Origin of the sequence: Micromonospora sp. WMMD998 (assembly GCF_029581235.1) — a bacterium.
Lineage (GTDB): Bacteria > Actinomycetota > Actinomycetes > Mycobacteriales > Micromonosporaceae > Micromonospora.
The window spans coordinates 11,973-34,391 of the sequence record NZ_CP120740.1 but is presented as its reverse complement, the minus strand read 5'-3'; the positions used below and the strand labels follow the sequence as shown (position 1 = coordinate 34,391).

General features: G+C 74.3%; 18 protein-coding genes, 1 tRNA gene and 1 pseudogene. 11 read left to right on the top strand and 9 right to left on the bottom strand.

Going from position 1 to position 22,419, the window contains the following annotated elements:
- Positions 1 to 30: 30 nt before the first annotated feature.
- Positions 31 to 1,083 (bottom strand): glutathione S-transferase C-terminal domain-containing protein, encoded by a 1,053-nt coding sequence (locus tag O7619_RS00155; protein ID WP_282284917.1) that lies wholly within the window; start codon positions 1,081 to 1,083, stop codon positions 31 to 33.
- Between the two features lie 88 nt (positions 1,084 to 1,171).
- Between O7619_RS00155 and O7619_RS00150 the strand changes: the two genes are divergently transcribed.
- On the top strand, positions 1,172 to 1,594 hold the full coding sequence (locus tag O7619_RS00150; protein ID WP_282284916.1) for an ester cyclase: 423 nt from the start codon (positions 1,172 to 1,174) through the stop codon (positions 1,592 to 1,594).
- On the opposite strand, the gene O7619_RS00145 is transcribed toward O7619_RS00150, so the two are convergent.
- Positions 1,575 to 2,150, bottom strand: coding sequence for a Uma2 family endonuclease (locus O7619_RS00145; protein WP_282284914.1), 576 nt, complete (start codon positions 2,148 to 2,150; stop codon positions 1,575 to 1,577). The genes O7619_RS00150 and O7619_RS00145 overlap by 20 nt on opposite strands.
- A 104-nt stretch (positions 2,151 to 2,254) precedes the next feature.
- Here O7619_RS00145 and O7619_RS00140 point away from each other — a divergent pair, with 104 nt between their 5' ends.
- From O7619_RS00140 to htpX, 7 genes are all read left to right on the top strand, one after another.
- Positions 2,255 to 2,854: an NADH-quinone oxidoreductase subunit I gene (locus O7619_RS00140; RefSeq protein WP_282284913.1), complete on the top strand. Its 600-nt coding sequence runs from the start codon at positions 2,255 to 2,257 to the stop codon at positions 2,852 to 2,854.
- Complete coding sequence (locus O7619_RS00135) at positions 2,851 to 3,411, top strand: NADH-quinone oxidoreductase subunit J (protein WP_282284911.1); 561 nt, start codon at positions 2,851 to 2,853, stop codon at positions 3,409 to 3,411. Before O7619_RS00140 ends, O7619_RS00135 begins: the two co-directional genes overlap by 4 nt.
- The gene (gene nuoK / locus O7619_RS00130; RefSeq protein WP_282284910.1) at positions 3,408 to 3,746 is read left to right on the top strand and encodes an NADH-quinone oxidoreductase subunit NuoK; all 339 of its coding nucleotides are present in this window, start codon (positions 3,408 to 3,410) and stop codon (positions 3,744 to 3,746) included. The genes O7619_RS00135 and nuoK overlap by 4 nt, the downstream gene beginning before the upstream one ends.
- A complete protein-coding gene (locus tag O7619_RS00125; protein WP_282284908.1) occupies positions 3,743 to 5,659 on the top strand; it encodes an NADH-quinone oxidoreductase subunit L in 1,917 nt (638 codons plus the stop codon). The genes nuoK and O7619_RS00125 overlap by 4 nt, the downstream gene beginning before the upstream one ends.
- Positions 5,656 to 7,161 (top strand): NADH-quinone oxidoreductase subunit M, encoded by a 1,506-nt coding sequence (locus O7619_RS00120; protein WP_282284907.1) that lies wholly within the window; start codon positions 5,656 to 5,658, stop codon positions 7,159 to 7,161. Before O7619_RS00125 ends, O7619_RS00120 begins: the two co-directional genes overlap by 4 nt.
- Positions 7,158 to 8,624: a proton-conducting transporter membrane subunit gene (locus O7619_RS00115; protein WP_282284906.1), complete on the top strand. Its 1,467-nt coding sequence runs from the start codon at positions 7,158 to 7,160 to the stop codon at positions 8,622 to 8,624. Before O7619_RS00120 ends, O7619_RS00115 begins: the two co-directional genes overlap by 4 nt.
- Before the next feature lie 155 nt (positions 8,625 to 8,779).
- A complete protein-coding gene (gene htpX / locus O7619_RS00110; RefSeq protein WP_282284887.1) occupies positions 8,780 to 9,658 on the top strand; it encodes a zinc metalloprotease HtpX in 879 nt (292 codons plus the stop codon).
- A gap of 112 nt (positions 9,659 to 9,770) precedes the next feature.
- Here the strand turns inward: htpX and O7619_RS00105 are convergent, their stop codons facing one another.
- Positions 9,771 to 10,955 carry a hypothetical protein gene (locus tag O7619_RS00105; protein ID WP_282284886.1) on the bottom strand — a complete coding sequence of 395 codons (1,185 nt, stop codon included), beginning with the start codon at positions 10,953 to 10,955 and terminating at the stop codon, positions 9,771 to 9,773.
- A gap of 358 nt (positions 10,956 to 11,313) precedes the next feature.
- Here O7619_RS00105 and O7619_RS00100 point away from each other — a divergent pair, with 358 nt between their 5' ends.
- Positions 11,314 to 12,573, top strand: a complete 1,260-nt coding sequence (locus tag O7619_RS00100) for an MFS transporter (protein WP_282284885.1) — start codon at positions 11,314 to 11,316, stop codon at positions 12,571 to 12,573.
- A 59-nt stretch (positions 12,574 to 12,632) separates the two neighbouring features.
- On the opposite strand, the gene O7619_RS00095 is transcribed toward O7619_RS00100, so the two are convergent.
- Positions 12,633 to 13,127, bottom strand: a complete 495-nt coding sequence (locus O7619_RS00095; protein WP_282284883.1) for a YajQ family cyclic di-GMP-binding protein — start codon at positions 13,125 to 13,127, stop codon at positions 12,633 to 12,635.
- A gap of 147 nt (positions 13,128 to 13,274) precedes the next feature.
- Between O7619_RS00095 and O7619_RS00090 the strand changes: the two genes are divergently transcribed.
- Positions 13,275 to 13,358, top strand: a tRNA-Tyr gene (locus O7619_RS00090).
- Positions 13,359 to 14,099: 741 nt separating this feature from the next.
- Here O7619_RS00090 and O7619_RS00085 read toward each other — a convergent pair.
- The 5 genes and pseudogenes from O7619_RS00085 to O7619_RS00065 all read right to left on the bottom strand — a co-directional run bounded on the left by O7619_RS00085 (position 14,100) and on the right by O7619_RS00065 (position 19,310).
- Positions 14,100 to 14,992, bottom strand: a pseudogene (locus O7619_RS00085) (IS5 family transposase).
- 130 nt (positions 14,993 to 15,122) lie between these two features.
- The gene (locus O7619_RS00080; protein ID WP_282284905.1) at positions 15,123 to 16,265 is read right to left on the bottom strand and encodes an SAM-dependent methyltransferase; all 1,143 of its coding nucleotides are present in this window, start codon (positions 16,263 to 16,265) and stop codon (positions 15,123 to 15,125) included.
- A gap of 118 nt (positions 16,266 to 16,383) precedes the next feature.
- Complete coding sequence (locus O7619_RS00075) at positions 16,384 to 18,063, bottom strand: DEAD/DEAH box helicase (protein ID WP_282284904.1); 1,680 nt, start codon at positions 18,061 to 18,063, stop codon at positions 16,384 to 16,386.
- A gap of 315 nt (positions 18,064 to 18,378) precedes the next feature.
- Positions 18,379 to 18,606, bottom strand: coding sequence for a DUF3107 domain-containing protein (locus O7619_RS00070; RefSeq protein WP_030502928.1), 228 nt, complete (start codon positions 18,604 to 18,606; stop codon positions 18,379 to 18,381).
- Positions 18,607 to 18,671: 65 nt separating this feature from the next.
- Positions 18,672 to 19,310, bottom strand: coding sequence for a TetR/AcrR family transcriptional regulator (locus O7619_RS00065; RefSeq protein WP_282284903.1), 639 nt, complete (start codon positions 19,308 to 19,310; stop codon positions 18,672 to 18,674).
- Between the two features lie 148 nt (positions 19,311 to 19,458).
- Between O7619_RS00065 and O7619_RS00060 the strand changes: the two genes are divergently transcribed.
- Entirely contained in the window at positions 19,459 to 22,380 is a 2,922-nt protein-coding gene (locus tag O7619_RS00060) for a hypothetical protein (protein WP_282284902.1), read from the top strand.
- Positions 22,381 to 22,419: the final 39 nt, after the last annotated feature.

Here is a 22,419-nt window from a genome sequence, read left to right as displayed (position 1 = left end):
AGAGGCGGGGGCCCCGCTTAACACCTCAGCTCAGCCCAGCGGGGTGTGCTGAGGGTTCACGCGCTCCTCGGCCGGCGGCGGCGGGGGTGGGGTGCCGTCGCCGAAGGGGTGGCCGCCCAACTCCTCGCGGCCGTGGGGGGTGAGCCAGTTCGACAGGTCCGGGCCGAGCGGCACGATGCCGGTCGGGTTGATGTCCCGGTGCACCTCGTAGTAGTGCCGCTTGATGTGGTCGAAGTCGATCGTGTCGCCGAAGCCGGGCGTCTGGAACAGGTCCCGGGCGTACGCCCACAGCACCGGCATCTCGGCGAGCTTCTGCCGGTTGCACTTGAAGTGCCCGTGATAGACCGGGTCGAAGCGCACAAGCGTGGTGAACAGCCGCACGTCCGCCTCGGTGATGGTGTCGCCGACCAGGTAACGCTGCCCGGCCAGCCGCTCGCCCAACCAGTCCAGCCGGTCGAAGAGCCGGTGGTACGCCTTGTCGTACGCCTCCTGGCTGCCGGCGAAGCCACACCTGTAGACGCCGTTGTTGACGTCCGCGAAGACGGCGGCGTTCACCTCGTCGATCTCGGCGCGCAGCCGCTCCGGGTACAGCTCGGGCGCGCCCGGCCGGTGGTAAGCGGTCCACTCGGTGGACAGGTCCAGGCTCATCTGCGCGTAGTCGTTGGTCACCACCTGCCCGGTGGGCACATCCACAAGCGCCGGCACGGTGATGCCCCGCTCGTAGCCGGGGAACCGGGCGAAGTAGGCCTCGGCGAGCCGTTCGATGCCGAGCACCGGGTCCTTTCCGTCCGGGTCCAGGTCGAACGTCCAGCTCCGCTTGTCGTGGGTGGGTCCGGCCACGGCCTGCGAGATGGCGTCCTCCAGCCCGAGCAGCCGGCGCACGATGATCAGCCGGTTTGCCCACGGGCAGGCGCGGCTGACCGCCAGCCGGTAGCGGCCCGGCTCCACCGGCCAGCCGTCCCGCCCGTCCGCGGTGATCCGGGTCGCGATGTATCGCTGGTCCCGGGTGAACTCGCCGCCCGGTTCCACGTACTTGCCGCCGGTCCGGTCGAGGACCTCGTCGTCGCTGCCGCCCACGCCCACCTCCGAGTCTTGACGTCCGTTCCCATCATGGTCGCTTCGGCCGGTCCCGGCAGGTCGAGCGGCTGACACCGGGCATAGGCTGCCCGCCGTGACCGATGTGGAGGCGGCGGCCCGACGCTTCATCGCCGACGTGTGGAACGCCGGCCGCGAGGAGAGCGCGTACGAGCTGGTGGCGCCGGAGTGCCCGGGGCTGGGCGGCACCGGGCCGGAGGCGACGCTTGCGTGGCACCGGGACCGGCGGGCGTCCTTCCCCGACCTGCGCTACAAGATCGTCGAGGTGGTGGCCGGCGGCGGGCGGGTCGCGGTGCACTGGCGGGCGGCCGGCACTCAGGCCGGGCAGTTCGGCCCGGTGCCGCCGACCGGCCGGGTGGTCAGCTACTCCGGGGCGTCGTTCCTGCGCTTCGACGACGCCGGGCGGATCGTCGACGTGTGGAGCGTCAACGAGCTGTTCCAGGTGCTCCAGCAGCTCGGCGTGGAGATGCTGCCCCCGATCACACCCGGCGGGGCGTGATCCGGCTGATCGGCAGGTTCACCGGGAACGGCTCGCCGGTGTCGACGAACTTGGTCCACCGGCCGGTCTCCGCGTAGACCTCGTGCACCGGATCGATCTTGTAGGTGTGGACGACCAGCCCTTCGTCCTCGATCTCGATCCGCCAGTAGAACGGGATCCCGGCCTGCGCGTAGAGCGCCGGCTTGAGCACCCGGTCGATCGACCTGGTGCTGGGCGAGACGATCTCCACGGCGAGCACCACCTCGTGCGGTTCGTAGCGGGACGGCTCGCGGGCGGCGGCGGTCGACGTGGTGACCAGGACGTCCGGGATGAAGTAGCGGGTGCGGTTGATCCGCACACCCACGGCCTGGGTCACGTCGTAGCCGTCGGGGCAGTCCTCGTCGAGCGCCGCCATGAGCAGGCCGGCGATGCTCTGATGCATCCGGGTGGGGGAGGGGGACATGAGCAGCACTCCATCGAGCAGTTCACGGCGGCGACCGTCCTCCGGCAGCGCGTCCAGATCGTCGGTCGTCCACTCGCGCTCCTGCGGGTGGTCACTCTCCAACGCGGCGGTCATCGGTAGGCCCTTCCCGGTGTGTCGTTCTCCCCGCGCTCACGATACCGCCGCCATAAGTCGGGTGGTGGTCGCGCGCGCCGGGGGCACAGGGCAGGATGGGCGGCATGAGCGAGCACGGTGGAGTGCCCGGCGGCGGGCTGGTGAAGGGCCTGGCGGTCACGTTGAAGACGATGACCCGCCGCTCGACCACCCAGCAGTACCCGGACGTGGCGCCCGAGCTGCCGCCCCGCTCCCGTGGCGTGATCGCGCTGCTGGAGGAGAACTGCACGGTCTGCATGCTGTGCGCCCGCGAGTGCCCGGACTGGTGCATCTACATCGACTCGCACAAGGAGGAGGTGGCGGTGCCCGGCGCGGCCCGCCCCCGCCAGCGCAACGTGCTCGACAAGTTCGACATCGACTTCTCGCTCTGCATGTACTGCGGCATCTGCATCGAGGTCTGCCCGTTCGACGCGCTCTACTGGTCGCCCGAGTTCGAGTACGCCGAGTACGACATCAAGAACCTGCTGCACGACAAGGACCACCTGGGCGAGTGGATGGGCACCGTACCGCCGCCACCGGCACACGACCCGCTCGGCGACCCGTCGAAGGAGGAGACCACCGCCGCCCGCAAGGCCGCCGCGCCGGCCGCGCCCGCCGCCCGGCCCACCCCGACCCGGGTACGCCCCGACGCCGCCCCCGGGCCGGACGGAGGCGCGGTCTCATGACCGGTGCGGACGTGCTGCTGCTCGCGCTCGGCGCGGTGGCGGTGGGCGCGGGCGCGCTCGTGGTGGCCACCCGCCACCTGGTCCGGGCCGGCCTGTGGCTGGTCGTCTGCCTGGGCGCGCTGGCCGGCGACTATCTGGTGCTCACCGCCGAGTTGGTGGCCTGGGTGCAGGTGCTGATCTACGTGGGCGCGGTGGTGGTGCTGCTGTTGTTCGCGGTGATGCTGACCCGCGCCCCGATCGGCCCCTCGGACGATCTCGACCGGCCCGGCTGGCCGGCGGCGCTCGTCGGTGCCGGCAGCGGGCTCGGCCTGGCCGCGCTGCTTGTCGACGCGTTCCGCTGGTCGCGGGTGGAGCTGCCGGCGGCGGGCACCGCCGAGCGCCTCGGCGAGCAGGTGTTCCGTTCCTGGGTGCTGCCGTTCGAGGTGCTGTCGGTGTTGCTGCTCGCCGCGCTTGTCGGCGCGATCGTGCTGTCCCGCCCCGACATCGGCCGCCCGACCCCGCCCGCCGACGCCGCCGAACCGGCCCCGGTGACCGTCGACGAGGGTGGTCGCCGGTGAGGCCGGTCATCCCGTACGTCACCGCCGCGCTGCTGTTCGGCCTCGGCGTCTACGGCGTGCTGCGCCGGCGCAACGCGGTGCTGGTGCTGATGGCGGTGGAGTTGATGCTCAACGCGGTCAACCTGGTCCTGGTCACCGCCGACACCACGGTCCGGGCCGCCTTGCCGCACTCGGGTCAGGTGTTCGCGCTGTTCGTGATCGTGCTGGCCGCCGCCGAGATCGGTGTCGGGCTGGCCATCGTGCTCCAGCTCTACCGGTTGCGGGCCAGCGTCACGGTCGACGACGTCCCGCTCACCGAGCGCCAGGCGGCCGTACCCGACGAGGTGGCCTCATGACGCTGTGGCTCGCGGCGGTGCTGCCGGGCGCTCCGCTCCTGGCCGGCCTGCTCGGGTTGCTGGTGCCGCCCGTGTCGCACGGTGACCGGGCGCCGGCCCGGCGGCTGGCGGTCGGGCTGGGCGTGGCCGGCGCGGCGGTGGCGCTGCTGGCCGCGCTGGCGTTGCTGGTCCGCGTGGACGGTCCGGTGGAGGCGGCCACCACCTGGGTCGAGATGGGCGGGCTGCGGGTCACGCTGGGCCTGCGGCTGGACGGCGTGGCGGTGCTGGTGGCCACCGCGGTCACCGTGGTGGCGCTCGCGGTGCAGGTCTACTCGACCGGCTACCTGCGGCGCGGCCCGCACGACGACGTCGACGTGGACCACCGCTACCCGCCGTACGCGGCGCAGCTCAGCCTCTTCACCGCCGCGATGCTGACCGTGGTGGTGTCCGGTGACCTGATCATGCTGCTGGTCGGCTGGGAGGTGATGGGCATCTGCTCGTACCTGCTCATCGCCCACGACCGCCGGCTGCCCGAGGCGCCGGGCGCCGCGGTGAAGGCGTTCCTGGTCACCCGCGTGGGTGACGTCGGTTTCCTGCTCGGCATCGCGCTGCTCGGCGTGGGCGCGGGCAGTTTCCGGATCGCCGACGTGCTGGCCCACGACTGGTCCACCGGCACGTTGACGGCCGCCTGCCTGCTGCTGCTGGCCGGGGTGGCCGGCAAGAGCGCCCAGTTCCCGCTGCACACCTGGTTGCCGGACGCGATGGCCGGCCCGACGCCGGTCTCCGCGCTGATCCACGCCGCCACCATGGTCGCCGCCGGGGTGTACGCGGTGGCGAGGCTGTTCCCGCTCTTTGACCGCGCTCCGGCCGCGCTCGCGGTGCTGGGTGTGATGGCCGCGGTCACCATCCTGCTCGGCGCGTTCGCCGCCACCGCGCAGGACGACATCAAGCGGGTGCTGGCCTGGTCGACGGTCTCCCAGATCGGCTACATGACCGGCGCGCTCGCGGTCGGCGCGCCCGCCGCCGCGCTGTTCCACCTGCTCACCCATGCCGCGTTCAAGGCGTTGCTGTTCCTCGCCGCCGGCGCGGTGATCCACGCCGTCGGCACCACGCTGATGTCCCGGATGGGTGGCCTGCGCGCCGGCATGCCGGTGACGTTCTGGTGCATGGTGGTGGGGCTCGGCGCGCTGGCCGGGGTGCCGCCGCTTTCCGGGTTCTGGAGCAAGGACGGCGTGCTCGCCGCCGCCGAGGCCGCCGCGCTCGACGACGCCGGCCCGACCGCGTCGTGGGTGGGCTGGCTGGTGTGGCTGGCCGGGCTGCTCGGTGTCGCGGTCACCGCCTGGTACGCCACCCGCCTGCTGCTGCGTACGTTCTTCGGCGCGGCCCGCACGCCGCTGGTCCGGCCGCACGACCCGCCGGCGTCGCTGCGCCTGCCGGTGCTGCTGCTCGCGGTCCCGGCCGCGTTGCTCGGGCTGGCCGCGTTCGCGCCGTGGTTCGCCGACCGGCTGCGGGTGCCGGGCGACGCCACCGGCGAGGCGGTGGAGCTGGTCCACCTCGCGCCGAACCTGATCCTGCCGTTCGTGCTGCTGGTGGCCGGCGCGGGCGTGGCCTGGGCCGGCTGGCGCCGGGATCCGGCCGCCGACCCGGCCCGCTTCCTGGGTCCGCTGCGGCCGGTGTTCGCCCGGGCGTTCCGGCTCGACGACGTCCAGCACGCTCTCGTCGTACGCCCGACCGGCGCGCTGGCGCGGGCCGTGCGGGCCGGTGACGAGTTGGGCGTGGACGGCCTGGTGGAGGGCACCGGCCGGGCGGCGGTGGAGCTGGGTGGCGGGCTGGCCGCGCTGCACCGGGCGGCGTTGCCGCGCGCGGCGGCCGGGGTGCTTGCCGGCGCGTTGCTGATCGGCCTGGCGGTCGTCCTGATCGGAGCCACCTCATGACGTTCGGGCAGGCCCTGTTGGTCGCCGTGGTCGCGGTCCCGGCGCTGGGCGCGGTCGCGGCGGCCGTGGTGCCGGGGGACCGGGCCGGCCGGCTGGTCGGCACCGCCGCCGCCGCGCTGACGCTGCTGGCGACGCTGCCGCTCGTCGGCGGCGGGCACGGCTGGTTCGGGTACGGTCCGCGTCCGGCGGTGCAGCCGTGGCACCAGCTCGACCTGCCCTGGGTGCCGGGGCTCGACCTGCGGTTCCACCTCGGGGTGGACGGCATCTCCTGGCCGCTCGTGGTGCTGACCGCGCTGCTCACGCTGCTGTGCTGCGGCTACACGCTGTGGCGGGTGCCGGCGGGCGGCGGCAGCGGCCGGGCGCTCGTGGCGTTGCTGCTGGTGGTCGAGGTGGGCATCCTCGGCACGTTCCTGGCGCTCGACCTGGTGCTGTTCTTCGGCTTCTTCGAGGTCGTCCTGCTGCCGATGTACGCGATCATCGCCGGCTGGGGCGGCGACGACCGGCGGCGGGCGGCCCGCAAGTTCGCGCTCTACACGCTGTTCGGTTCGGTGCTGCTGCTGGTCGGCGTCTACGTGGTGGTGGCCGCCGCGGGCACCGCCGACCTGGTCGCGCTGACCGGCGGCGCGGGCCTGTCCCGCAACACCCAGTTGGCCGCGTTCACACTGCTGGCGTTGGCGTTCGCGGTGAAGAGCCCGCTCTGGCCGCTGCACTCGTGGCTGCCCGACGCGCACACCCAGGCACCCACCGTGGGCAGCGTGATCCTCGCCGGGGTGCTGCTCAAGATGGGCACGTACGGGCTGATCCGGGTGGCCGTCGGGGTGGCCCCGGAGGGCGCCCGCTGGGCGTCGCCGGTCCTCGGCGCGCTCGCCGTCGCGGCGATCGGCATCGGCGGCCTGGTCTGTCTGGCGCAGAGCGAGCTGAAACGGCTGATCGCCTACTCCAGCGTGGGCCACATGGGGTTCGTGCTGCTCGGGGTGGCCACGCTCACCGCCACCGGCCTCCAGGCCGCGCTGATCGGCAACATCGCCCACGGGGTGATCACCGGGCTGCTGTTCTTCCTGGCCGGGGCGATCAAGGACCGGACGCACACCGGTTCGCTTGCGGAGCTGTCCGGCCTGCGGGAGACCGCGCCGAGGCTGGCCGGGCTGCTCGGCTTCGCGGCGGTGGCCTCGCTGGGGCTGCCCGGCCTGGCCGGCTTCTGGGGTGAGGCGTTCGCGGTGGTGGCCGCCGTGCGGCGGGGCGGCCCGTTGTGGCTGACGCTCGCGGTGCTGGCGGCGTTGGGCGGGGCGCTGACCGCCGCGTACCTGCTGCGGTTGCTGCGCCGGGTCAGTCACGGCCGGCCCTCCCCGGCGGTGGCCCCGGTCGGGCCGGGGTTGGCCGGGGCGGAGCTGACCGCCTGGGCGCCGCTGGTCCTGCTCGCGCTCGCGGTCGGCCTGGCGCCGGCGCTGGTCCTGTCCTACGCCTCCGGCCCGGTGGAGGCCCTGCTGGGGGTCGTGCCATGAGTCTGGTGCAGCCTGTCGACAACGTGGCGCTGCTGCCGGGATACCTGGCCGCCGGCACGGCCGTGCTGGTGCTCCTGGTTGACCTGCTGGTGGCCCGGCCCGCCGTAACGGTGGCGGTGGCGGCGCTCGGCGCGGCCGGCACCGCGGCCGGCGCGGCACTGGTCGGGGCGGCCGGTGAGCGGCGCACGTTCTGCGTGGGCGTGGACTGCTCCTGGGTGTGGAACGGCCGGGCGGCCCTGGTGGCGGCGGTGATCGCCCTGCTCACGCTCGGCGTGCTGGCGATCTCCGGCCCGCTGCTGCGGGCCGGGCGCACCCCGGCCGGCGAATACTGCTTCCTGCTGGCCTGCGCGATGACCGGCGGCGTGGTGCTCGGCGCGGCCGGCGACCTGATCACCCTGCTGGTGGCGTTGGAGACGCTGACGCTGCCGCTCTACGTGCTGGTCGGGCTGCGCCGGGCCAGCCTGGCCGGGGCCGAGGCGGCGGTGACGTTCTTCGTGGTCAGCGTGGTCGCCACCACGGTCACGCTGCTCGGCGCGGCGCTGCTCTACGCGGTCACCGGCAGCCTGCACCTGGACCGGCTCGGCGCCACCCTGGCCGCCCGGGACGACCTGCGTGACCTGCCGCTCACCACGGTCGCGGTGGCGCTCGTGGTGGCCGGGCTGGCGTTCAAGGTCGCCGCCGTGCCGTTCCACGCCTGGGCGCCGGTCACCTACGACGGCGCGCCGCTGCCGGTGGCCGCCTACCTGTCGACCGCCTCGAAGCTGGGCGGGGTGGTGGCGTTGCTGGCGGTGGTGCAGCGGGCGCTGCCGGCCGGCGTGACCGGCCCGGTGCTGGCGGCGCTGGCGGCGCTGACCATGACCGTGGGCAACCTGGTGGCGCTGCGCCAGCGGCGTACCGTCCGGCTGCTCGCGTGGTCCTCGGTGGCCCAGGCGGGTTACATCCTGGCCCCGCTGGGCGCGCTGGCGCTGGCCGCGGGGCGCACCGCAGACGCGCGGGACGGCGCGTACGCCGCGGCCGTCGCGTACGCCGTCTTCTTCGTGCTGCTGGAGTTGGCCGCGTTCGCCGCGGTGGTCGCGTTGCGGCCGGCGGACGGTGACGGCGGCACGCTCGCCGACCTGCGCGGCGCGGCGCGGCGGCACCCGTGGGTGGGTGGCGCGTTGGCGCTGGCGCTGATCGGGCTGGCCGGCCTGCCGCCGGGGCTGGCCGGGCTGTTCGCCAAGGTCACGGTGGTCCGGTCGCTGCTGGCCGGGCACGCCGGCTGGCTGGCCCTGATGGTGGCGTTGAACGCGGTGCTCGGCCTGGCCTACTACCTGCGGGTGGCCGCGACGCTCTACGCGGTCCCCAGCGGCGTCGCCGCGACCCGCCCGGCCCGCACCGTGGCGATCGCCCTCGGGGTGGTCACCGTGGCCGCCGTGGTGATCGGTTTCGCACCGCAGCTCGTGCTCGACGTCGCGGCGCGCTGACCGGTTCGTGCCCGGCTGGGCGGTCCGCCCAGCCCGGCGCACCGGAATCCTCAGCCAACTTTCAGCCATGGGAAGGATGGTTGACGGGTACCGGTGTGTTGAACCGGTCAGCGGGTTACCCGGGTGGGCCCGCGGCACCGAAGGAGCGATCGACCGTGCACCACAACCGTCTCAAGACCGCAGCGCTGCTCGGCCTGTTGACCTCGCTGATCCTCGCGGTCGGCTACTGGTTCGGCGGTAGCGGCGGACTTGTCATCGCCGTGCTCGTCTCGTTGCTGATGAACGGCGTGACCTACTTCTTCTCGGACAAGCTCGCGTTGCGCTCGATGAAGGCGCAACCGGTCAGCGAGGCACAGTTCCCCGAGCTGTACCGGATGGTGCGGGAGCTGTCCACCCAGGCCGGCAAGCCGATGCCCCGCCTCTACGTGAGCCCCACGTCGCAGCCCAACGCGTTCGCCACCGGGCGCAACCCGCAGCACGCGGCGGTCTGCGTCACCCAGGGGATCGTGGAGATCCTCGACTACCGGGAGCTGCGGGGCGTGATCGGGCACGAGCTGTCCCACGTCTACAACCGGGACATCCTGATCTCCAGCGTGGCCGCCGGCCTGGCCGGCATCATCACCATGCTGGCCAACCTGGCCTGGTTCATCCCGCTGGGCTCATCCGACGACGAGGACGGCCCGAACCCGGCGGTGCTGCTGCTCACCCTGATCCTCGGCCCGATCGCGGCCACCGTGATCCAGTTGGCGATCAGTCGCAGCCGCGAATACCAGGCCGACGCCTCCGGCGCCGAGCTGAGCCGCGACCCGCTGGCCCTGGCCAGCGCCCTCAAAAAGATCCACATGGGTACGCAGGCCCGCCCGCTCGCGCCGCAGGGCCAGCTCACCAGCACCGCGCACCTGATGATCGACAACCCGTTCAAGCGGGGTGGCGGCATCGCCGCGATGTTCGCCACCCACCCGCCGATGGAGCAGCGGGTGGCCCGGCTGGAGCAGATGGCCCGCAACTCCGGCCCGGTGCAGTTCCAGCGCTGACCCGTCCGCCCTCCTCCGCCCGCGTCCGTCTCCCCGGACGCGGGCGGAGCCGCGTTCGGGCGGTGGCGTGCGGCGTGCGGGCGGTTGCCGAGTGCGGGCCGCGGGCGGCGGCTCAGGCCGGCTCGGGCAGCCGGTCCGGCCGGGTCAACAGCACCGTGGAGAGCAGCACCAGCCCCGCCGCCAGGTAGGCCACCGCCGGGCCGAACAACGCGGCGGCGCCGCCGAGCAGGAAGACACCGACACCGGAGAGCATGATGTTCCCGGCGACGATTGTCGCCTCCACCTGCCCCATCCGCTCCCTGGGCGCCAGCCGCGCGAACGTCGCCTGCGCGCCGATCAGCCAGCCGCCGCCGGCTCCGATCAGCGCGTTCGCCACGGCGAGAGCCCAGGCCGGGGCGTCGACGGCCGCCAGCAGGCCGGCCAGCAGCAGCGCCGTGGCGAGCGCGCCGGCGGCCACCACCTGGCCGGACACCCGGGCCAGCCAGCCGCGACGCCCGACCAGCAGCACGAACACCGCGCCACCGAACGACGAGGCGGCAAGCACCACCGGCCGCCACGCGCCTCCGGACAGGTCCGGTGCGAGCGTCTCCGGCAGCCCGCCGGCCAGCATGGTGGCCAGCGTGAGCAGGGCGACCCCGCGCAGGATCGGATGGGCGGCGATGATCCGCGCGCCCGCGGTGGCCGGTGGTCGTGGGCCCCGGCGCTCCTGCTGGCCTACCCGCAGCCCGGCGAGGACCACGGCCGCGAGCAGGAACGAGGCCAGGTCGATCAGCAGTGCCACCCGGGGACCGATCGCCACCGTGACGCTCGCCCCGGCCAGCAGGCCGACGACCTGGCCGCTCTGGTTGGCGAAGGCGGCGAGCCCGAACAGCGGCAGCCGCAGCGGGGGCGCCACCGCCTCGGCGATGATCGCCACGTGCACGCTCCCGTACGCGGCCCGGACCGCGCCGAGCAGGCCGGCCGCCACGATCGCCGGCAGCGCCCGGGGAACCGCCGCCGGTACGGCGATGAGCGCCGCGCCGGCCAGCGTGAGCCCGATCAGCATGGTGCGTCGGGCCAGCACGTCCAGCCAGCCGCTGAACACGGTCGCGACAAGAAGCGCGGGCAGCGCCCGGGCGGCGTACACGGCGGCCGGCCCGAGCACCGAGCGCGTCTGGTCGTAGGCGAGCAGCAGCAGGGCGGCCAGCCCGACGAAGTCGCCCAGCTCGGAGATGCCCCGGGCGACAAGCAACCGGGACGCGACCGGGTGCCGGAACAGCGCGCGGTAGCCGGGGGCGGGCGTCGCGGTGTCGGTCATCGCTTCGACGGGTCCGCTTCCTCGACCCGCAGCGGTGCGACCGCCATGCCGCTCATCCCGACCTCCGCACGCGCCGGCGGCCCATCCCGCCGCCCCAGGCATGGACTCAGTTCGATCAGGAACCTACTCCCTCCCGGCCCGTACGGCAGCCCCTGTCCTTTGCCCCGCAGGTCAGGTAGGCGTCACTTCTGCCAAACCGCCGGTCGGTCGGGCGCGCCCCGGCTCTCCGACACCCGGTGCCCACGTGGGACGACATTCCGGAAAGGCGGACCGCTGTGAGGCAGCCGACCGTTTCCCCAGCCCTCGGCCGGCGTTAGGGTCGAATAGCATCTGACTCATTACATCCGGGAGGTCGACCGTGGCCGCACTGCGCCAGTACCTGGGCGTCTGGCGGGTCCCCGGCGCGCCGCTGCTGCTGATCCTCGGCATCGTCGGCCGGCTCGGGATCGGCATGACCCCGCTGGCGCTCCTGCTCGTGGTCGCGCAGGTCACCGGCCGCTACTCCCTCGCCGCAGTCGCCGGCGGCATCTACGCGCTCTCCGGCGCCGCGCTCAGCCCGGTCGCCGGCCGCGTCGCTGACCGGGTGGGCCCCACGCCGGTGCTGCTGGCCACCGCACTGGCCCACCCGCTCGCCCTGCTCGGGCTCCTCGCCGCCAGCCGCTCCGGCGCCGCCAACCTCGCCCTGATCTACCTGGCCGCGGGCGTCGCCGGTGCCACGTACCCACCGCTGACCGCCGCGATCCGGGGCGCCTGGAACGACCTCACCGCGCCGGCCACCGGCCGAGGCCACCTGCGCAACACCGCGCTCGCCGCCGAGACGTCCCTGTTCGAGATCGTCTTCGTGCTCGGCCCGCTGCTGGTGGCCGGCTTCGTGCTCGTCGCCGACGCCTCCGCCGCGCTGCTCGGCGCCGCCGTGGTCACCCTGGTCGGCACCGGCTCGGTCGCCCTCGGCCGGGTGATGCGCGCCTGGCGCCCACACCCGCGCGAGCACCACGCCCGAGGACTCGGCCCGCTGCGGGTCGGCGGCTTCCCCGCCCTGCTGGTCTGCGTGGCAAGCCTCGGCATCGCGTTCGGCGCCTCCGGCGTGATCGTGCCGGCCTTCGCCGGGGACACCGGCGCCGAGGACCCGGAGAGCCTGGCCGGCCTGCTGCTCGCCGTCTGGGGCATCGGCAGCGCCGCCGGTGGCTTCTGGTTCGGCGTACGCAAGCCGGCCGTCAACATGACCCGCCAGTTCGCCTGGCTGCTCGGCACCGTGGCGGCCAGCTTCGCCGTCTTCGCGGTCATGCCCGGCCCGGCCCCGCTCGGCGTCGCGCTGGCGCTCGGCGGCGCCGCCATCGCCCCCGCGCTCACCCTGGAGAACACGCTCGTCGGGCGGATCGCCCCGGCCGGCATGCTGAACGAGGCGTACACCTGGGTGGTCACCATGTCGGTGGCGGCGAGCGCCGCCGGAGGCGCCGTCGCCGGCCTGATCGTCGACCACGCCGGTGGCGTGCCGTGGGCGTTCGTCTTCGCCGGGGCGGCGGTCGCCGTCGGGGCCGCGGTCGCCGCGCCACCCCGCGGTCCGATCGCCCGGGCCGAGGCGACCGCGGTACGCGCCGAACAGTCGCTCGCCGCCTGACGGTCACGTCGCAGCGGGCTCAGGTCGCGCACCCGATCGGTGTCCCGGCCGGCGCGCGGCTACCGGTAGTTGGTGAACTGGAGCGCGACCCCGAAGTCCTCGCCCTTGAGCAGCGAGATGACGGCCTGGAGGTCGTCCTTCTTCTTTCCGGTGACGCGGAGCTGATCGCCCTGGATCTGCGCCTGGACGCCCTTGGGGCCCTCGTCGCGGATCTTCTTGCTGATCGCCTTCGCCTTGTCCATGTCGATGCCCTGGATGACCTTGGCGTCGATCTTGAAGGTCTTGCCGGAGGACCTCGGGTCACCGGCGTCCAGCGACTTCAGGGAGATGTTCCGCTTGACCAGCTTCTCCTTGAAGACGTCGAGGGCGGCCCGCACCCGCTCCTCGGTCTCCGCCTGGAGACTGACCGCCTCCTCACCCGACCAGGAGATCTCGGCGCCGGTGCCGCGGAAGTCGAACCGCGTCGCGAGCTCCTTCTCCGCCTGGCGGAGGGCGTTGTCGACCTCCTGACGGTCGACCTTGCTCACGATGTCGAAGGACGGGTTCGCTGCCATGCTCATGCTCCTGCTGTCCGGCGGTGTGTCCTGTTCCGTCCCGCACTGACCAGCGTGGGACACCCCGACGGTACCCCGTTGCGATGGGGCGGGGGGCAACCGCTATCCTTGCTTCCGCCGCCGCGTTGCGACGCGGTGGGGTGCCCTGGCGGGTTGCCCGAGCGGCCAATGGGAGCGGACTGTAAATCCGTCGCGAAAGCTTCAGAGGTTCGAATCCTCTACCCGCCACCAGGTGCAGATACGGCCCCTGACCAGCAGAGATGCTGATCGGGGGCCGTTGTCGTTGATCTAGCCGAGTCCGGCTGAGTCCAGCCGTTCACAACTGGTTGTGGGCAGATGGTGGGCAGGTCGATCTTGCCGCCTGAGCGCTCTTCTGGGGCTGTGAACGCTTGGGCTGGCCGTGAGGGTCCGGTCGCAGGCGCCATGCGTGTAGCGACCGGCTGAGGGCTTCCGGAGTGAGGTGTCGCCGGCTGCGGGCGATAGGGCGGGGGCAAGCCAGTCCCGGGGTTGGACTGGCGCGGCAGTCGGAAGCCCTGACCGTCGACCAGGCCGACCGGTTCGGCTTCCGTACCGCCTGGCCGTGATCGTGCCGCGGGGCCGGATCAACAGACTCGGGGCGGCGGTCCGGCGGCAGTCGGTGGCTCTCCGCCCCGCGCCGCGCGGAGCGCGGCGCCTTGATCCAAAACAGAGGAAATCGGCAGCAGCGCACGCACGCGCGCAATAGGTGACGCACACGGAGCCACTACAGCGGCGCGATCACAGTCGGGCAGGTCCTGAGACCCCGACGGCGGGTCACCACACAGCGGAGCTACCTCGCTGTCCACCTCACCCGCGCCAGCAGTGCGCCAGCGCCGGTGCATTCGCCTCCGGGGGGCCCATAGCAAGACACGGGACCGAGGACTTTCGGGCAAGCCATCTCCGTTAGGGCGCCAACTGCCGCTGCGCACCGTCTAGGGACTGTGTCGAAGTCGGTCACAGCCACTCGTTGATCGCGGCGATGTGCACGGTGGCCTCGTAGCGGACGGCGAGTTTGTCGAAGCGGGTGGCCACGGCACGGTGGCGTTTGAGGCGGTTGATGCCGCACTCCACGGCGTGACGCTGCCGGTACCGCTGGGGGTCGAAGGCCGGTGGCCGGCCGCCCTTGGACCCCTTCTTACGCCGGTTCGCGTCCTGATCGGCCTTCGACGGGATCGTCGCGGCGATCCCACGTCGACGCAGATAGCGGCGGTTGGCCTTCGACGTGTACGCCTTATCAGCCAGGACCCGGTCCGGGCGGGTCCGGGGCCGGCCACCGCCGAGACGGGGCACCCGGATCCCGTCAAGCACCGGGATGAACTGCGGGCTGTCCCCGCGCTGCCCGGCGGTCAACACGATCGACAGCGGCTTCTGCCCCTGCTCACATGCCAGGTGCACCTTCGTGGTCAGCCCACCGCGCGAGCGACCGAGCGCATGGTCGTCCGGCTCGACCGTGACCCCGCCCGGCGGCTCGACCTGCAGATCCCCCTTTTACGCGCCCCAGCGGCGTGCTGATGCGCCCGAGCGACCGTCGAGTCCACCGACACGTCCCACACGACGCGTCCGCCCCCGTCAGCCAGGGCCTGTAACACGGTCAGGATCGTCGCCCAGGTCCCATCGCGCTGCCAACGCCGGAACAGCGCGTACACCGCCGCCCAGGACCCGTAACACTCCGGGACGTCCCGCCACGGGGCACCAACCCGTACCCGCCACCGAATCCCATCAATGAGCTGCCGTTTCGTCCATGTCGACGGCCGACCCGGCCGACGCCCCGCAGGCAGCAACGGCTCCAGCGCCGCCCACTGTGCGTCGGTCAGGTCATGCCGCCTCGTCACCGCTAGGGTGTCCACGAGGTCTCCGGTGTTCGGGTTCTGCTTGGTCGCTGAACCAGATACCGGAGACCTCGCTACATCTCGAACACCGACACGCCAAGACCCTCACCCAACAACTCAAGCCCTGGCACCGACTTCGACACAGGCCCTAGTCGGCGAGCAGCGTCTGCAACCGGGGCGTGACGCCCCACCGGTCCACCAGCTCGCGGTATTCGGCGCGGTGCTCGTCGGTCGGCGCGCCCGCCGTCCGGCGAGCGCGGATCAGCAGGTTACGCGGGGTGTGCTGCGAGTCGACGAACTCCACCACCTCGGCGCGGTAGCCGTGCAGCCGGAGCAGCCCGGCCCGTAGCGCGTCGGTGAGCACGTCGGCGAAGCGTTCCCGCAGGATGCCCTGCCGGGTGAGCAGCGCGTCCGGCCCGGTGGCGGGGCGGGCCCGGAGCTGGGCGGCCAGGTCGTGGTGGCAGCACGGGGCGGCGAGCACCCAGCGGGCGCCCCAGCGCACCGCCCGGGCCAGCGCCTCGTCGGTCGCCGTGTCGCAGGCGTGCAGGGCCAGCACCAGGTCGGGGGCCGGCTCGACGGACGCCTCGGCGATGGTGCCGGCGACGAAGCTGACCCGGTCGGCCCAGCCCAGCCGCTCGGCCAGCTCGGTGTTGCGGCGGCGCTGGTCCTCCCGGACGTCCACCCCGACCAACGTCACGTCCAGGCCGCGCCCGGTCAGGTAGCGGTGGGCGGCGAAGGTCAGGTAGGCGTTTCCGCAGCCCAGGTCCACCACCCGCAGCGGGCCGGTGCGGTCGTCGGGGAGGGTCGCGGCAAGCGCCCGGAGGAACGCGTCGACCTGTCGGCGCTTGGCCGCGGATCCGCCGATGACGGCGAACAGCGGATCACCCGGGTCGAGGAGCCAGTCCTTGGCGCGGTCGTGTCCGCCGGGCTCGGCGACCGGCCGGCTGGCGGCGGCGCGGTGCACCTGGGCCTCGCCGGACTTGGTCACCCGGAGCTGGAGCGTGGTGTCGGCGGTCTCCACGTGCCAGTTGCCGAACGGCTCGGCGAGCAGCTCGTCGACGGCGGTGCCGGCCTCCGTGCCGGGGGCGACGTTCCGGGTGTGCGGCCGGGCGCCGTCGGAGGTGGCGATCTGTAGTCGGTTCCCGGCCTTGAGGGTGACCGGGCGCAGCTCCGCGCGAACCACCGAGGGGCGCTGCCCGCGCCGCCGGCCGGCGGCCACGGCCCGGGTCAGGCCCGGGTCGAGCAGCAGTGCCCGTACCTCCCGCAGCGCCGTGTCCAACGGTTCCGGCATGCCTGTCCTTCCTTCTTCTCGCTGCCCCACCTCATGATCGCCCGGCCGCGACTCGAGGCCGGTAGGGCAGGGAACGGCCCCCGGAGTTGGTGGGTCCGGGGGCCGTGGGTGTCGTACGTCAGTCGGCGGTAGGCGTGTCGGCCGAGGTGGCGGAGCTGCGACGGCGACGGCGACGGCGCGGCTTGGTGGCGGTCTCGCCTCCCTCGCCGGTGGCGGTGGGGCCCGCCTCGGCGGGCGCGGCCTCGGCGTTGATCACTGCGGTCGGCTGCTCGCCGGCCACCGTCTCGCCCGCCCGACGGCGGCGCCGACGACGCGGGGTGCGGGTGCCCTCGTCCGCGCCGGTGGTCGCCTCGCTCTCGGCGGGCCCGCCGGCGGTATCGCCCCCGCCGCCGCGCCTGCGCTCCCCGCCGCGACCGCCGCGGCCACGGCCGTCGCCGCGTTCGCCGCCCCGGCCACGGCTGTCACCGCGTCGGCCGTCCCGCCGCGACCGCCCGCCGCCCAGGTCCTCCTCGACCTCGGCGGAGAGGCCGGCGCGGGTGCGTTCGGCGGTCGGCAGGGTGTCGCTGACGTCCCGGGAGATGTCCAGGTCGGTGTAGAGGTGCGGGGAGGTGTGGTAGGTCTCCGGCGGCTCGGGCATGTCCAGCCCGAGGGTCTTGTCGATGATCCGCCAGCGGGGCATGTCGTCCCAGTCGACGAACGTCACCGCGACACCGCTCGCCCCGGCCCGGCCGGTGCGGCCGATCCGGTGGGTGTAGGTGTCCTGGTCCTCGGGGCAGTCGTAATTGATCACGTGGGTGACGCCGGTGACGTCGATGCCCCGGGCCGCCACGTCGGTGGCGACAAGCGTGTCGATCTTGCCGGCGCGGAACGCCCGCAGCGCCCGCTCCCGGGCGCCCTGGCCCAGGTCGCCGTGCACGGCCGCCACGGCGAAGCCGCGGAAGTCGAGGTCCTCGGCGACCCGGTCGGCGGCCCGCTTGGTGCGGCAGAAGATCATGGTCAGCCCGCGCCCCTCGGCCTGGAGGATCCGCGCCACGATCTCGACCTTGTTCATCGAGTGGGTGCGGTAGGCGAGCTGCTGGGTCTGCGGCGACGGGCCCGTCTCGGCGGTGTGCCCGGCGTGGATGGTCACCGGCCGGCGCAGGAAGCGTCGGGACAGCGCGACGATCGGGTCCGGCATGGTGGCCGAGAAGAGCATCGTCTGCCGGTCCTCCGGCAGCATCGCGAGGATCTTCTCGACGTCGTCCAGGAAGCCCAGGTCGAGCATCCGGTCGGCCTCGTCGAGGACGAGCGCGCGGACCCGGTCGAGTCGCAGGTGCTTCTGCTTCTGCAGGTCGAGCAGGCGGCCGGGCGTGCCGACCAGGATCTCGACGCCCTTGCGCAGCGCCTCGATCTGCGGCTCGTACGCCACGCCGCCGTAGATCGGCAGCACCCGGATGCCCCGGGTGCGACCGGCGGCGTCGAGGTCCTTGGCGACCTGGATGCCCAGCTCGCGGGTGGGTACGACGACGAGCGCCTGCGGCACGCCGTCGCTCCCCTCGGACGGGGCGAAGACCCGCTCCAGCAGCGGGATGCCGAAGCCGAGCGTCTTGCCGGTGCCGGTCGGGGCCTGCCCGATCAGGTCGACGCCGCGCAGGCCGATCGGCAGCGCGTATTCCTGGATGGCGAAGGCGCGGGTGATGCCCGCGGCGGCCAGGGCCTCGACGGTTTCCTGGCGGGCGCCGAGGTCGGCGAATGTGGGTGCCTCCGGGGGGACCGGAGCTGTGGGGGCCAGTGGCTGGCCGGAGATCTGCTCACTCATGTGGATGTGGGGGTGCCCTCTCGTGGTGCGCCCCTCATGTCCTCAGGGCGCGGACGGTTTGGCGCGGGCCACGCGGTCGGGGGCGGTTTCGCCGAGCCGGACCGGGCCGCACGCGCGCCGGGGACCGGTGCTGATCAGCGGGGCTGACCAGGTCGATGCCCACGGCAACTGTTTCATCCTACCCGAACAGCCCGCGGGGCGTCCCGATTCCGGGTGCCGGCGGGCCACTGGGGGGCGCTGTATGTGAGGTGCATCACATGGAGAGATGGTGGCCGCGGCGGGTGACCCCCGCCACGGCGACCGGTGCGACCTGGGTCAGCGGACGGTGAACCCGACCGCGCGGGGCGAGGCCTCCGCGATCTCGACGTAGGCGACCTTGCCGACCGGCACGATGACCCGACGGCCCTTCTCGTCGGTCAGGGAGAGCGTGCCCTCACTCCTGGCGAAGGCGTCGGTCACGATCTGCTCGATCTCGGCCGGCGACTGCGCGCTCTCCAGGACCAGCTCCCGCGGCGCGTACTGCACGCCGATCTTGACCTCCACTGTGCCTCCTCAACTGGGGCGAAAAAGCCACCGTGGGAAGGCTATCCGATCGGGCGGGGCGATGGTCAGGCTGACTCACCCTGCAGCGGGAAGCTGGCGATGCCGCGCCAGGACAGGGCCGCGACCAGCGCCTCCGCCTCCGGCTTGGCCACCTGCCGGCCGCCCGCCAGCCAGAACTGGGCGGCCGTCTCCGCCGCGCCGACCAGGCCGGAGGCGAGCAGCTCGGCGTGCGCCCGGCTCACCCCGGTGTCCGAGATGATGGTGTCGGTGATCGCCGCGATGCAGCCCTGCTCGACCCGCTCGACCCGCTGCCGCACGGCCGGGTCGTTGCGCAGGTCGGACTCGAAGACCAGCCGGAACGCCTCGCTCTCGTGGTCGACGAAGTCGAAGTATGCCCGCACGGCGGCGCCGACCCGCTCCTTGTTGTCCTGCGTGCCGCGCATCGCGTCGTGCACCTTGGCGACGATGGCGTCACAGTGCGTGTCCAGCAACGCCAGGTAAAGCTCCATCTTGCCGGGGAAGTGCTGATAGAGAACGGGCTTCGAGACGCCGGCCCGCTCGGCGATGTCGTCCATCGCGGCGGCGTGGTAGCCGTGCGCGACGAACACCTCCTGAGCAGCGGCGAGCAGTTGTTTACGGCGCGCCGAGCGGGGCAGGCGGGTGGGCCGACCGGCGGTCTGGGCACCGTTCCCCACTGCGGTCATGGGAACCTCCGAGTATCTGCGTCGAGCCGGCACGTAACGCCCGAACCGGACCGGGTTCGTGAACCCGTCGCGGAATTGGCCCGCCGCTGTAACTTATCGCCACTGTCACCACACGGTAGCCTCAGCGGGGGCGACCAAGGAGCGCGCGGTGAGTGAAACAGGGCAACCCGGAGCCCCCACCCCGGGAGAGCACGGCGACGGGACGGGCCAGCAGGACGACCCGGCCCGCACCGGCGGTGGTTGGGCCCCCCCGGCGAACGGCTGGTCCCGCGGGACTCCGGCGCCCGGCGGCTGGCCCTACAGCGACCTGGGTGGCGGTTGGGCCGCCTCCTCGCCCCGGCACGGCGACCTGCCGGCCCCGTTGCCCGGTCATGTGGCCGGGGAGCCGGCGGTCCACGCCAACGGCCGGCACGTCAACGGCGTGCGCCACGCCGGGGAGGAGTCGTCCGTGACCCGCCAGGCCCCGGTGAGCGCCCCGCCGGTGGCGGAGCCGCCCCGGGAGAGCGACGGCGACCGGCTGGCGGTGCCGGCCCCGCGCCCCACGCCCGCGATCGAGCAGCAACCCGACCCGACCGACTCCGCCGGCTCGCGGCACGCCTCGGACGACACGTCCGCCCACCGGGTGTCCCGGTGGGCGGAGAGCGGTCCGACCTCCGCGCCCCCGGCGCTCCAGGTGCCGCCGGTCGGCGCCGCCGCCTCCGGCTTCGAGATGCCGCCGGGCTTCCACGCGCCCACCGTCGACCCCGCGCTGTCGTCCCGCCAAGGCTGGTCCGGCCGGGGCCCGGTCGACCCGCCGGCCGCCGGCGCGGGCCATGCCGACCAGGCCCCGGCGGACCCGGCGGCGCACCGCCCGGCCGACCCGCGCCCGCCTGACGGGCCGCGCCCGCCTGAGGGGCCGCCGGCCGCCACTGACCACCGAGGCGCCGACCCCCGGGCCGCCGCCGGCTCCCGGGGAGCCGGGTCCGACGACCCGACCACGGGCGGCGAGCCGGACTGGCCCGGCCCGTCCTGGAACCGTCCGAGCTGGGGCGACGGCTGGGCGCCGCCGTGGGCCCGCACCGACGAGCCGGTCGGCCACCGGGCGACCCGCGACGACGAGCCCGCCGACCGGCGACCCCGGGACGACGAGCCGAGCGGTCGCCGCGCCGCCCGCGCCGCCGAGTGGGCGCCCGAGCCGGTGCGGCCGTACGAGCCGGCCCGCGTCGAGCCGCCCGCCGGCTACGAGCCGCCCCGGCCCGAGCCGGTCCGGCCGTACGAGCCGGTGCGCGCGGAGTCGGCCGCCGGTCACGAGCCGCCGTACCCCGAGCCGACCCGGCCGTTCCGACTGCCCCGCGAGGAACCGCGGCCGGGTTACGAGCCCCCCGAGCGGCCCTCCTGGGCCGGACCGCCGGTGCCGGTGACCCCGTTCGGTGGGTCCGCGCGTCCCGAGCCGACCGGCGCGCCGGTCTCCCGGGAGGCGCCCGCCGCCTACGCCCCGGCCGCCGACGAGCCGGCGTACGCCCCCGGGCCGACCGCCGACGAGCCGGCGTACGCCCCGACCGCCGACGACGGGGCGTACGCGCCCGCGCCGACCGCCCGGGCCGCCGGTGAGCCGGCGGACGGGCCGCGCCGCGTGCCGGACCGCTCGACCGCCGAGCCGGCCGGTGTCCGGCCCCTCTCCGCGGTGCCCGCGACGGGTGGGACGGCGCGGTTCGACCCGGCGCCCGCGCCCCGCCCGAGCAGCGCCCCGCCCTACACCGCCCGCCGGTCCGCCCCCGAGCCGCCGGCCGTCGGCGCGGTCGCCGAGCCCCAGCCGGGTGATCCGGCCCCGGCGGTGCTGCCGCAGCGCGTCCCCGCCGAGCCGGACGTGCCCGTCGTGCCGGAGCCGCCGGCCGTGGAACCGTCCGCGGAAACCCCCGAACTCGCCCGGATCGCCACCCACCTGCGCCGGGACGACGAACCCGCACCGTTGCGCGAGCGGCCCGAGGGCTTCGACGTCAACGCCATCCTGGACGCCGTCCGCGAGGTCGCCGGCGTCCGGGACGCCGCGCTCCGCCGCACCCCGGCCGGCGCGCACAGCCTCCGGCTGGACCTGGCCGACGGCGCGGACCCGGCCGACGTGAGCCGGCTGGTGGCCCGCCTGCTCCAGGAGCGGATGGGCCTGGCCGCCGCGCCGCAGAACCTGCCCGGCGCGCCGCCCGTACCGCCGCCGCCGGTGCGCCGCCGGTCCGCGACGCCGCGCGCCGACCGGCTCGCCGAGCTGGCCGAGGGCCGATCCGGTACGCCGCAGCCGCGCGCCGACGACCAGTCCGTCGCCCCGACCCGGGATGCGGGGTCGGCCGGCCCCGGCGAGGACGACACGTCGGCGCGGGCCGGCGCGGGGCGGCCGACGTCGAGCCGCCCGACCGGGAACCGCTCCGGCGAGGGCCGGCCCGGCGGGGTGGAGTCGCGCACCGGTCGACCGGCCGACGTGCCGGTGGAGGAGACCGAGCCGGGCGAGCCGCCGCGCCGCCGCCGGCAGACCACCCACCGCGGTCGGGCCACGGTGGACGACACCTCGCTCGCCGCCGCGCCGACCGGCATGTCCACCGGCAGCCCGGTCACGCTCGGCACCTCGTACTCCGGTGGGCAGATGACCACGACGGAGACCGCGCCGTCGCGACCGCTTGACCCCGGCGGCGCGCCGGGTCCCCGGGTGGTGATCGACCACGTGCTGGTGAGCACGTTCGGGCTGGACGCCACCACGGAGGTCCGCCTGATCGCCGGGGACCGGGCGGCCGAGGGGCACGCGACCGGGCCCGCCGTCGACGGGTACGTGCTCCGGCTCTGCGCGGTGGCCGCGGCCGTCGCGGTGGACGAACTGCTCGGCGGCGAGGCGCCGGCCGGCGAGCGGGGCCGGTGCTTCGTCGAGCACGCCGCCGTGGTGCCGTTCGGCAACTGCGAGGTGGCGACCGTGGTGGTGCTGCTGGTCTGCGACGGTTGGGTGGAGCAGCTGGCCGGTTCGGCGCTTGTGGCCGGCGACCCGCGGCAGGCCGTGGTCCGGGCCATGCTGGCGGCGGTCAACCGGCGCCTGGAGGCGCTGCTCGCCTGAGGAGTGTGCGGCCGGCGTCGGTGCGGGGAAGACTGGAGA